General features: G+C 60.9%; 13 protein-coding genes. 9 read left to right on the top strand and 4 right to left on the bottom strand.

The annotated features are described in order from the left end of the window. Window positions 1-214 precede the first annotated feature (214 nt). Window positions 215-559 carry a hypothetical protein gene (locus tag A37A_RS0110105; RefSeq protein WP_020494284.1) on the top strand — a complete coding sequence of 115 codons (345 nt, stop codon included), beginning with the start codon at window positions 215-217 and terminating at the stop codon, window positions 557-559. A gap of 47 nt (window positions 560-606) precedes the next feature. Here A37A_RS0110105 and A37A_RS0110100 read toward each other — a convergent pair whose 3' ends face one another. Together A37A_RS0110100 and A37A_RS0110095 are read right to left on the bottom strand one after the other, a co-directional pair. Beyond that, entirely contained in the window at window positions 607-1,725 is a 1,119-nt protein-coding gene (locus tag A37A_RS0110100; protein ID WP_018291385.1) for an enoyl-CoA hydratase/isomerase family protein, read from the bottom strand. A gap of 39 nt (window positions 1,726-1,764) precedes the next feature. Then, complete coding sequence (locus A37A_RS0110095; protein ID WP_020494283.1) at window positions 1,765-3,861, bottom strand: glycogen debranching N-terminal domain-containing protein; 2,097 nt, start codon at window positions 3,859-3,861, stop codon at window positions 1,765-1,767. A 211-nt stretch (window positions 3,862-4,072) separates the two neighbouring features. Here A37A_RS0110095 and rpe point away from each other — a divergent pair, with 211 nt between their 5' ends. The 7 genes from rpe to A37A_RS0110065 all read left to right on the top strand — a co-directional run bounded on the left by rpe (window position 4,073) and on the right by A37A_RS0110065 (window position 7,097). Further along, window positions 4,073-4,792 carry a ribulose-phosphate 3-epimerase gene (gene rpe / locus A37A_RS0110090; RefSeq protein WP_018291383.1) on the top strand — a complete coding sequence of 240 codons (720 nt, stop codon included), beginning with the start codon at window positions 4,073-4,075 and terminating at the stop codon, window positions 4,790-4,792. A gap of 109 nt (window positions 4,793-4,901) precedes the next feature. Beyond that, the gene (locus A37A_RS0110085; protein ID WP_026195771.1) at window positions 4,902-5,462 is read left to right on the top strand and encodes an IS607 family transposase; all 561 of its coding nucleotides are present in this window, start codon (window positions 4,902-4,904) and stop codon (window positions 5,460-5,462) included. After that, on the top strand, window positions 5,455-5,598 hold the full coding sequence (locus tag A37A_RS20135) for a hypothetical protein (RefSeq protein ID WP_155996559.1): 144 nt from the start codon (window positions 5,455-5,457) through the stop codon (window positions 5,596-5,598). The genes A37A_RS0110085 and A37A_RS20135 overlap by 8 nt, the downstream gene beginning before the upstream one ends. Next, window positions 5,577-6,041: a hypothetical protein gene (locus tag A37A_RS0110080; RefSeq protein WP_026195770.1), complete on the top strand. Its 465-nt coding sequence runs from the start codon at window positions 5,577-5,579 to the stop codon at window positions 6,039-6,041. Before A37A_RS20135 ends, A37A_RS0110080 begins: the two co-directional genes overlap by 22 nt. Window positions 6,042-6,120: 79 nt before the next feature. Beyond that, window positions 6,121-6,321 (top strand): hypothetical protein, encoded by a 201-nt coding sequence (locus A37A_RS0110075; protein WP_155996558.1) that lies wholly within the window; start codon window positions 6,121-6,123, stop codon window positions 6,319-6,321. After that, window positions 6,318-6,644 (top strand): hypothetical protein, encoded by a 327-nt coding sequence (locus A37A_RS0110070; protein ID WP_026195769.1) that lies wholly within the window; start codon window positions 6,318-6,320, stop codon window positions 6,642-6,644. The genes A37A_RS0110075 and A37A_RS0110070 overlap by 4 nt, the downstream gene beginning before the upstream one ends. A gap of 63 nt (window positions 6,645-6,707) precedes the next feature. Then, window positions 6,708-7,097 (top strand): hypothetical protein, encoded by a 390-nt coding sequence (locus A37A_RS0110065; RefSeq protein WP_020494281.1) that lies wholly within the window; start codon window positions 6,708-6,710, stop codon window positions 7,095-7,097. Window positions 7,098-7,374: 277 nt separating this feature from the next. Here the strand turns inward: A37A_RS0110065 and A37A_RS0110060 are convergent, their stop codons facing one another. Beyond that, entirely contained in the window at window positions 7,375-8,133 is a 759-nt protein-coding gene (locus A37A_RS0110060) for a hypothetical protein (protein WP_018291379.1), read from the bottom strand. A gap of 20 nt (window positions 8,134-8,153) precedes the next feature. Between A37A_RS0110060 and A37A_RS0110055 the strand changes: the two genes are divergently transcribed. Beyond that, the gene (locus A37A_RS0110055) at window positions 8,154-9,236 is read left to right on the top strand and encodes an aminotransferase class V-fold PLP-dependent enzyme (RefSeq protein ID WP_018291378.1); all 1,083 of its coding nucleotides are present in this window, start codon (window positions 8,154-8,156) and stop codon (window positions 9,234-9,236) included. Between the two features lie 76 nt (window positions 9,237-9,312). Here the strand turns inward: A37A_RS0110055 and A37A_RS16970 are convergent, their stop codons facing one another. After that, complete coding sequence (locus tag A37A_RS16970) at window positions 9,313-10,182, bottom strand: methyltransferase domain-containing protein (RefSeq protein WP_196799574.1); 870 nt, start codon at window positions 10,180-10,182, stop codon at window positions 9,313-9,315. Between the last annotated feature and the right edge of the window lie 62 nt (window positions 10,183-10,244).

Below are 10,244 nucleotides of genomic sequence, written 5' to 3'. Positions count from 1 at the left end.
CCAGTAGCCGCTCCGGGTGCTTCCGGCTGGAGCAATAATTGCCGGGTGGAGATCACTCCCTCCCCACTGGGCGATGCACCCTTTTCACGGCGCACGAGAAATGGCGGTTAGGCCATCGGAGTCTCTTTCCGCTTGCCTTCCCACGCGCGTTACCGACCATCTTCGAGTCCCCTCCGCCGATATTGAGCGGGCGAACGGAAGAGGAAGAAAACCCATGAGAATTGGCGCCCTCGTCGTCGGTCTGATCGGCGGACTCGCCTCCGTGGTCTACGGATTGCTGGGCTATGGCTTGGCGAGCTTCGCCGAATCGGGATATCCCGCCTCTGCCACAGGAGTGAAGATTCTGAGCGTCGCCGTGCCGATCGCGGCTCTGCTTGGAGCCGGGATGGTCTTAGCGAGGCCCCTCCTCGGCGGATTTCTGATGGCGGCGGCCGCCGGTGTCTTCCTTTGGCTCTTGGGCTTCAATATCTTCAGCCTCATCCCGATCGTGCTTTTGAGCTGTGGGGCCCTTCTCGGACTCCTGGGCGCGCGGGAGCCGCGCCGGCGGCAAAAGAAATAGGCGCACTCCGCTGAGTGCCCGGGGGAAAGCGCCGGCTGGCGTCAACCTCAAAGATCTCTCAAAGGATGCTCTTCCGGAGCCCAAGGGGCTGCGAAGTGCTCTTCCACCTTTTCGATCGACACCGTTGCGATGTTCTTGTCGCTCCACCGGGGATTTCCGTCCTTATCCATCAACCGTGCGCGGATCCCTTCCGGAAAGTCGGCACGCGCTCCACACCAATAGGCGACGATCGTTTCCTGCCGAAGCACCTCTTTGAGCGACATCCGGACGGTCCTTCGGGAAAGCTCCCAAATGAGGCAAGCAGAAAGCGGACAGCCCTCCGCGAAATTTTCGGCTCCCTGGGCAAACCAGGGATCGATGGAAACGGGTCCAGAGGCGATCTTATCCGCGACCTCCGGAAGGATATCCCCATCGGTGAGGGATTGAATGCGATCAAACTCCAGTCGAGTCCTCGCCGGGCTTACTGTACCCAGCCATGGCCGCGCCCACTCCCGAAGACTTCGAGAGAGAAGCAGGCGATCGGCTCCGGCATTCCCAGTCCAGACAAGGTTGCCGAGCCGCTCGTCCAGCACCGACTTCCTCTCCTCGGTCGGCAAAAAATAGTCGGCCAACTTGAGAAAGAGGGCATCGCCCGCCGTGAAAGATAGTCCGGTGAGAGCGAGAAAAAGACCGATCCGACCGGGCATCCGTCCCAAGAACCAGCTTCCGCCCACATCCGGAAAGAGCCCGATCGCAATCTCCGGCATCGCGAAGCGGCTCTTCTCGGTGACGACTCGGTGACTCGCCCCGGCCAGGAGTCCCAGCCCGCCGCCGTAGACGATCCCATCGCCCCAGCAGAGAATCGGTTTCGGATACGCGTGGATTTTACCGACGACTCGGTATTCCTGGGTGAAGAACCGGCTAGGAAAGCTCGAATCCCCGGAACGAATCGCCTGATAGATCTTCCGAAGATCGCCGCCGGCGCAAAACGCCTTCTCTCCGCTGCCGGACAGCACCACGCAGGCAATGTCCGGATCTTCTGCCCATGCGGAAAGAGCCTCGTCGAGAAGCTCCGCAGTCTCCAGGGAGATGGCGTTGAGTGACGCGGGATTGCTCAACGTGGCGTAGCCGAGGCGAAGGCCTCCCTTCGCAGCCCTTTCCTCCACGAGAAGCGACCGATCTCGCATGATCACAATACTATTAACCTGCTTGTCCCGCAGACTTCGTCAATTGACGACCACAACCGAAATGTCGCCTCTCCGGCGCACGACGTTCATCGCCACGTCCCGAATATGGGAGCGGAAGAGCACGTCGACCGAAGCCTTCTTCAAGGAAAGACCGTGGAGAAGCAGATCCTCCACTTGACCCGGAAGAACTGGTTTTTCGAACCGAATCTCCCCGCCTTCCGCAGGAAATCCGATTCCCAGGCAGGCCGCCAGCACCGCAAAGAGACTGCCGCTGGCCCATCCCTGGGGACGGCAGGCGATCGGATAGCGCACGGGCGCGGAAGCAGGCCGCCGGGAGAACCCGCAAAAGAGCTCCGGCAGGCGGTGGTCCTCCAGGTAATCGAGCGCGCAGAAGAGGCCCTCCGCAAGCTTGCGCAGCTCGGCCGAGAAGCCATAGCGTGCCAAGCCAAGCGCAATGAGGCTATTGTCGTGAGGCCAGATGGATCCGTTGTGGTAGGACATCGGATTATAGCGGGGGGCTCGTTCGGACAAGGTGCGAATGCCCCAGCCGCTGAAAAAACTGGGCCCGAGCAGAAGCTCCGCCACGCGGCGCGCTCGCTGCGCGGAGGCGATTCCCGAAAAAAGGGCATGGCCGGCGTTGGACGCGGCAACGCGGCAGGGCTCCTTGTTCCCGTCCAAGGCGAGCGCATAGGTACCGAGTTCCTCGCACCAGAAGACTTCTTCAAAGCGCTCCCGCAACTGCTCAGCCTTGCGCTGCATCTCGCGGGCCGACTCGGATTTCCCCAGAACCCGAGCAAGGCCGGCAGCGCCTGTCCACGCCGCATAAGCGTAGCTCTGCACTTCGCACAGAGCGATCGATCCTTCCGCGAGCCGTCCATCGGCATGAAAAATCGCATCATCGCTATCCTTCCAGCCTTGATTCCAAAGTCCCTGCCCCTTCGGCGGCCGCGGATATTCGAGGAAACCATCTCCATCCGGATCCCCGCGAGTCTCCATCCATCGCAGGGCAAGCTCGATGTGGGGCCAGAGCTTTTCGATCCATCTTTTATCGCCGGTCCGCGCATAGAAGGCTCCCGCCAAAAGGACGAAGAGAGGCGTTGCATCGATGCTGCCATAGTAGAGAGCGAAGGGGACATCGCCGATCGCAGCCATCTCCCCCTGCCGCAACTCGTGCAGAATCTTCCCCTCTTCCTCTCCTTTGGCCTGATGGGCCGCCAAGAAACGCAGAACCCCGTGGGCAAGACAGGGATCAAGCCAGAGGTACTGCAACGCGGTGAGGATTCCGTCACGTCCGAAAACGGTACTGAACCAGGGCACTCCCGCGAACGGGTAGAGCCCTTCTCGGGTCGGAGTGATCAGCATCTCGAGATCGGCCCGCGCTTGATCGATCCATTCCTGGACGTGCTGATTCGAAGTCCGGACCGCCGCGCGACCCAAATAACGGCGTGGACGCCCGTCCAGCTTCTTTCGGCGGCCCGGCATGCTGCGAATAAAGAGCTTCGGCTCCGGCTGCGCGAAGCACTCGACGACCGCTTCGAGCCTCCGCTCGTCGCCCGGCCGCAACGACAGACGGTATCGGGCCATTTTTGCTCCCAGCTCGGTCGGCACAGGCGTAAAGGTGAGACGGGTGGAGCGCTCGACCTCGTCCACTCCTCGATATCCGAGAGTCACCGACGAGTTGCGAATCTGCGGCTTCCTTAACCTGCCTCGTTTGGAGCGCCCTCTCCCCCGCACCTCGAAGACGTCCGCAAAATCCGCTTCGAAGAGAACGACAACGTCGAGCACGATTGGGCACGATGCATAATTGCGCAGCCACAACTCCTCTCGAAAGCCCCCATCATAAATACGCTTCTTGCGGAACACGTGGACGGTCCGGCTTGGGAGCACGATCCGCCCATTCTCCTCGGGAATGTCGACATTGGTCAGGTCGATGCTCGCTCCGGCTTCCAGTCCTCCCACGTGGGAACTGAGCAGCAGTGGTTCCGCCCGCCCGAGCAGGAGGTGAAAGCGAGAGAGAAAACGGGTATCCGCACGGAAGAGCCCTTCGGCCGGCCGTAGACGCGCTTCCGCGTCGCCCGATGGGTTAAACACCCCGAAGGTATCCCCTCGCTTCAGGACCAGGGCCTGATCTTCCATGAGCTTCTTCGGCGTCCCAATGGCAAACTCGCTGTCCACGGCTCACCGGTCAACATGCGCAGGACGATGAAAAGAGAGCAAGGGCGGAAAACGAAGCCGCCTCTCGGTTGCTCTCGACGTCGACCCGAAAAGGAGGGTTGCTCCATGGGAAGGATTTGGTAACAATCGGGTCTTCGCGCCATCACATCGACCGGCGCAGGGAGAAGCTAGGATGACAGTATCGAGAGAAGCGGGGAATCAGGGGAAGGGACGGCATCCGGTGAAGCTGGCTCCATCGATCCTATCCGCGGATTTCAGCCGCTTAGCCGCGCACGCCCTCGAGGCAATCAAGGCTGGAGCCGACTGGCTTCACATCGACGTGATGGACGGACACTTCGTCCCGAACATCACGATCGGCCCGCTCATCGTCGATGCCCTGCGTCCGCTGCGTGCTGAGACAGAAGTTCTCTTAGACGTGCATCTGATGATCGAAAAACCGGAACAATACCTTGCGGATTTCGTCCGAGCGGGAGCCGATATCATCACCGTGCACGTGGAGACCTGTCCCCATCTGCATCGAACAGTACAGGCGGTCAAGGAATTAGGAGCAAAGGCGGGTGTGACGCTCAACCCGGCCACGCCCTTGGTCGCTCTCGAGGAGATCCTCCCATACGTGGACTTGGTGCTCGTCATGTCGGTGAACCCGGGCTTCGGAGGCCAGGAGTATATTCCCGCCAGCACGGACAAAATCCGCCGGTTGCGCGGCATGCTCGATGAGATCAGCTCCGAGGCTTGGCTCGAGGTCGACGGAGGCGTGAAGCCCGAAAACGCGGCGGAAATCGTCCGGGCGGGAGCGACGGTTCTCGTAGCCGGATCGGCCGTTTTCAAGGGCAAGGTAGCCGCCAACGTGGAGCGAATCTTAAACGCAGTTTCCGCAGCGGGAGCTTGTTGAATCGCCCCGTTCCGGAGGCAAACTACCCCCCGAGGGGTTTCCCGCCGAGGGGTTGACAGCAGCTCACAATTATCTAGACATATACGGCTGCATATGACGGTATATGCGCGTGAAGTTGAGTGTCTGGGCCAAGCAGCAGGGTGTTTGCTATCGGACGGCTTGGCGAATGTGGAAGGAGGGGCGTTTGCCCGTTCCGGCCGAGCAGTTGCCGACCGGAACCGTGATCGTGCATGCGGAGGCGGCACAACCCGATGGCGTGGCGCTCTACGCGCGGGTATCCAGCGCCGATCAAAAAGCGGATCTGGACCGCCAATTGGCTCGGTTGACCGAGTTCGCGCTGAGCAAACGGTTGTCGATCGTCAAGGCCGTCAAGGAGGTCGGTTCCGGTATGAACGGCCATCGGAAAGGCATGATTGGGCTGCTCCGTGATCCGAAGGTCGGCGTCATCCTGGTCGAGCATCGCGACCGGCTGATGCGCTTCGGCTTCGAGTACGTTGAAGCGGCATTAGCCGCGCAGAGCCGATCGGTTCTGGTAGTAGATCCGGACGAGAGGACCGATGACATCGTGCGCGACCTGCACGAGGTCATTGTTTCGATGTGTACCAGGCTTTACGGAAAGCGATCCGCCCAGAACCGCGCCAAGAAGGCACTCGAAGCGATCCATGAGTAAGCTCCCCGTTTTCACCTACCAGACCCGTTTGACGCTGGCCCCCGAGCAGGCTTCGTGTCTCGACGCCTATGCGGCGCTCCACGGGTCGGCGAGAGCGCAAGCCTCTTCGCTAAGATGCGGGCGGGCGTTCCACTGAACGAACTCAAGCGGTCGTTCCTGCTCCGGTTCGGCCTCAGCGCCCGGCAGTTCAACGCCATCCGGGTCGAGCTCGAAGGAAAGATTGCCTCAATCAAGGAAAGGCGGCCCGAGTGGATCGAGGAAGCGAAAGGCCGCATCAAAAGAGCAGAAGAGACGATGGCCCGACTTGAGAAGAAGAAGCCGGACTCAAGCGTGTTGCACCAGAAAAAGCGGCGGCTTGCCATCCTACGGACGAAGCTCGATGCGCTCCTGGCCGATCAGGAGTCCGGCCAGGTTCGGCTCTGTTTCGGTTCCCGCCGCCTCTTCCGCAAACAGTTTTCCCTCGAAGAGAACGGCTATGCGGACCATACCGCTTGGAAGAAGGATTGGCAGACGGAGCGGAGCAGCCAGTTCTTCGTGCTCGGGTCGAAGGACGAGACATCGGGCAACCAGTCCTGCTAGGCCGCGGTCGCCCCGGACGACAGCCTTGCGGCTGCGGTTGCGGTTGCCGGACGAATTGGACAGACCGAGCAAGCACCTGGTGCTTGATGGGGTACGCTTCGCCTACGGCCAGGAGGTGATCCTCCAGCCGCTCTCCGCCGGACGGATCGTGAACGCGCAAACCAAGACGGGGAATCTCGTCCGCAAGCGGGAGGGATCTGCGGTGAGCTACCGCATTTTGTCCGGGACCGATCCGGGTGGCGGGTGTTCGCGAGCGTCGAGGCGAAACCAGTCCTCTTGAGGACGATCCATCTTGTGGGGGCGATCGGCATCGACGTCAATGAAGACCATTTGGCCGTAGCCGAAACGGATCGCTTCGGCAACCTCGTGGGGATTCGCCGAATCGGATTGAATCTCTATGGGAAAAGCGAGGAGCAGGCGAAAGCGATCATCGGCAATACGTGCCAGAAAATCGCCAAGACCTGCGCCGAAACGGGCAAGCCGCTCGTGATCGAGCGATTAAATCTTCGCAGGAGGAGGGCTGGGCTGAGCTGGAGTCGGTCGATCCCGTCCGGGCGCGAGCGCTCTCTTCCTTCGCCTACGCCAAGACGATCGCAATGCTGAAAGCAGCCTGTTTTCGCGCCGGAGTCGAGGGGATCGAAGTCGACCCGGCCTACACTTCCGTGATTGGCGCGGTCAACCACGCTCGCCGTCATGGCATCGGTTCTCACCAGGGCGCGGCCTACGCCGTCGCCCGGAGAGGATTGGGCCTATCCGAACGCGCCCGTCCGTGCGGGGGCCGTCGTGCCGGCCCGCAATGGACGGCTCACGCTCACCTTCGTCCTACCCGCGAGGAATCGGACGAAGCATGTATGGTCGTTCTGGGCGGGCGTTCGGAAGAGACTCAAAGCGGCGCATGCAGCGCATGCCCGGTCGGGAGGCAACCGACTGCCTCCCGCGCCGCTGCTCCCGAAAGCGCGACCATTGGGCGCTACCTGGGCTTTGCCGGCGAAACCCCGGCACGCGAAGCGTCGGCAGGACTGTTCGGCCGACGTCCTGGACGATCTTCCCTGGTAGGGGAATGGTTGCCTATGTTTTTAGGAACGGCGCAAATGTGGATTTCCAACTGGAAGCCGATTCTTTGTGGATTAGCCTGCCTGTCTCACAAGCGTTCTCCTGCGGCTTGCGAGCTGGGCCTATCTGCCTCGTTGGGACTTGGGTTTTTGGCGCTCCTTGCAGTATGTCGTCCTACAGCTCCGGGGGAAAACCGGCCCCCGCCTTGCATCCAGGCCCATCCGCCGCTCCTCGGGTACGAACTTTGTGAGACAGGCAGGCTAGCATTTCCCCAGGAACCTCAGGGCTCGGATCCGGCGGTCAAATCGCCCCGACGGTAGTTTCGCATGGCCACCTGCTGCCTGGCGTGGTTGCTGCCAAACCATGTGCCGACCCGGTATTCGACCCATCCACTGGCGGGAAGAACCCCGAGCTCGCGGGAAGCGTTCGCCGCATCATAGTAAATATCCAATTGATCCACCGAAGCAAAGATCCAGGCGATGGGAACGGGGTGCGACAGGTTAGCCTCAATATGAAGAATCGAGCAGTCCTTTTTCCGCACCCAAAGCTTCCCTTTCAGGGCATTGATCACCCGATCGGCTCGGGAGCGGCATGGTGCGTCCGGCCTGGGTTCAAAGCCGAGGAGATAGACCCGCTGGCCATTCCAGACTCCTTCCCCTTCGAGATGGATCGCGTAGCGCGGAACGAGGTTGCGCATGGCCAGGACATCGCTCACCTGCTGCGCCGCCCGGGCCTCCCGAAGCTGCTGGCTGCTCAACTTCTGCACCGAGACCGTTCCCGCGGACGAATTCGGCACCAGCAGCAGGCCTTCCCCTGGTTTTACGACCATCCGGATTTCGTCCGTCTTCTTGGCATTGCCCATGCTATCCAGTTGCTCGGTACGGATCTCTTGGCAATACTCCAGCCGGAGCAGGAGCTCCTTCTCCTCTTCGTCTCGGGCGACGACTTCGCGGAGAATTTCTTCCAGTCCGGGCTCGCCAAAGGCACGGACCGCCATCAGGAACATCGAGCAGAGGAGTAGCCATTGCCTTTTGCGCATGTGGTCCCTATCCTCTCAGAATGATACCTCACGTAAAACTTTTTATCCCCGGCCCGGTCGAAGTCTCCTCAGAAACGCTTCAGGCGTTCGCATCGCCGATGATCGGACATCGAAGCACGAGCTTTCAAGAGCTCTACGCGGATCTGCAGCCGAAATTGCAGGCGCTCTTCTACACTCAGGGTCCCGTTTATTTCAGCACCAGCTCTGCCTGGGGTGTCATGGAAGCGGCGATCCGCAATCTCGTAAACAGGAAGGTGCTCTGCTGCGCCAACGGTGCCTTCTCCGATAAGTGGCACGATGTCGCGCTCCGCAGCGGCAAAGCCGCAGAGCGGCTCACTTTTCCTTGGGGCACGCCGATCGATCCCGAAGCCGTCCGGCAGAAGCTCTCCACCGGCGAGTTCGATGCTCTTACGCTGATCCACAACGAGACCTCAACCGGCCTCATGAATCCGCTGTCGGAAATCGCGGCCGTGATGCGGGACTTTCCTGAGGTCTCTTTTATCGTGGATACCGTCTCTTCCTTCAGCGCCTTAAGGATCCCTTTCGATGAGTTGGGGATCGACGTGATGCTGGCCAGCACCCAGAAGGCGCTGGCGCTACCGCCAGGAGCGGCTCTCTTTGCGGTTTCCAGCCGGGCGCTCGCCAAGGCGGAGTCCGTCCCTGGGCGCGGCTACTATTTCGACTTCATCGAGTTTCAGAAGAATCATGAGAAGAACATGACGCCGAGCACCCCTTCGATCGGCCACCTGTACGCCCTGCGGCGGAAGCTCGCGGAAATCGCCGCGGAGGGAATCGAGAAGCGCTACGCCCGCCACCGCGAGAATGCCGGACTCGTTCGCTCTTGGGTCCAGGAACGGGGCTTTGCCCTCTTCCCCAAGGAAGGCTTTGCCTCTCTGTCTCTTACCTGCGCCTCGAATACGCGGAAAATCGATGTGGCGAAATGGATCCAAATCCTGCGAAGCCGCTTTCAGTGTGTGATCGACGGCGGTTATGGGAAGCTCAAGGGCCAGACCTTCCGCATCTCCCACATGGGGGACGAGACGCCACAGACGGTTCGTCAGCTCCTCGGTCGGCTCGACGAGTGCTTGGCCGAGCTCGGCTGATTCCTTCCTCTGCCGGGCACCCGGTCACCGGCCGAGTGCCCGGTCTCGCCCGCTAGGAGGGCAAGCGCCAACCTCGCTATCTCGGTTTCTCTCCGACGAGCAGCATGGCCGGGTGCTCCATTACGATTCCTCGGTTCGTCTGAATCTTGCTGAGCTTTTGTTTGAGGACGGAAAGGATTCGTTCCCGGCGGTCCTCTCCCACTCCGGAAAGGAATCTTCCTGAACTGCTGGCTGAAAGAAACGCGATCACATCCTCCGGGTCTTTCGCATAATCCGAAAACGGGAGGATCTGGAAATCGACGATCCGGAATCCGGCCTGCTCGGCAAGACTCCGAAGTTCCCGTGGAGTCAGGTGAAAGGCGGAGACGAAGAGATCGGGAGGCACCTTCCCCAGCACTTCTCGAATCGAATCCCGGATCAGCTCCCGTACCTGGGATGGCTGATCCTTACGCCCGGTGCTGATCCCGATCCTCCCCCCGGGCTTCAAGATCCGATAGATCTGTCGGAGTGTTTCCTCCTTCTTGTCGATCCAGTGGAAAACGTAGTTCAGGTAGACCCGATCAAAAGAGCCACTTGCGAAAGAGGCCAAGTCGTCGGAGCCGGCTACCTGAAAGGAAAGGCCGGCCGCTTCTCTTTGCTTCGCGATCGCGATCCGGTGAACGGAGGGGTCGATGCCAACCACCTTCCCCTGTGGACCCACGAGCTTTGCCACCTGCTCCGTAAGCCTCCCGGTTCCACAACCCAGATCCAAGACGGAATCGCCGGGTTCGATCGACAGAAGCGAGATGAGCTTCTGCCCTTGGATAAATTGCGGCGTGCTCACCGCCTCGTATCGGGCGGCGAGTTCCGCGGACTCCCTGGGGGGAGGAACTGCGGGAGCGGCTCCGAGGGGACTCGGGCAGGCTAGGGCCCACGCAAGCGAAAGCAGCGCGGGGAGAAGGTTCATGGGAGGATCTTCGCATCGCATGGCATAAAGCCGCTTCTCGGCCGGTTTTTCCCGGGGAAATA

Origin of the sequence: Verrucomicrobium sp. 3C (assembly GCF_000379365.1) — a bacterium.
In the GTDB taxonomy this organism is placed as follows: Bacteria; Verrucomicrobiota; Verrucomicrobiia; order Methylacidiphilales; family Methylacidiphilaceae; genus Methylacidimicrobium.
The sequence above is the reverse complement of the archived record's forward strand: the minus strand, read 5'-3'. Positions and strand labels throughout refer to the sequence as shown.

Bases quoted from the DNA above. Each gene is read 5' to 3' on its own strand.
- A37A_RS0110105 (WP_020494284.1), top strand. From the start codon at position 215: ATGAGAATTGGCGCCCTCGTCGTCGGTCTGATCGGCGGACTCGCCTCC.
- A37A_RS0110100 (WP_018291385.1), bottom strand. From the start codon at position 1,725: ATGCGAGATCGGTCGCTTCTCGTGGAGGAAAGGGCTGCGAAGGGAGGC.
- A37A_RS0110095 (WP_020494283.1), bottom strand. From the start codon at position 3,861: ATGGAAGATCAGGCCCTGGTCCTGAAGCGAGGGGATACCTTCGGGGTG.
- rpe (WP_018291383.1), top strand. From the start codon at position 4,073: ATGACAGTATCGAGAGAAGCGGGGAATCAGGGGAAGGGACGGCATCCG.
- A37A_RS20135 (WP_155996559.1), top strand. From the start codon at position 5,455: ATGAGTAAGCTCCCCGTTTTCACCTACCAGACCCGTTTGACGCTGGCC.
- A37A_RS0110080 (WP_026195770.1), top strand. From the start codon at position 5,577: ATGCGGGCGGGCGTTCCACTGAACGAACTCAAGCGGTCGTTCCTGCTC.
- A37A_RS0110060 (WP_018291379.1), bottom strand. From the start codon at position 8,133: ATGCGCAAAAGGCAATGGCTACTCCTCTGCTCGATGTTCCTGATGGCG.
- A37A_RS0110055 (WP_018291378.1), top strand. From the start codon at position 8,154: ATGATACCTCACGTAAAACTTTTTATCCCCGGCCCGGTCGAAGTCTCC.
- A37A_RS16970 (WP_196799574.1), bottom strand. From the start codon at position 10,182: ATGAACCTTCTCCCCGCGCTGCTTTCGCTTGCGTGGGCCCTAGCCTGC.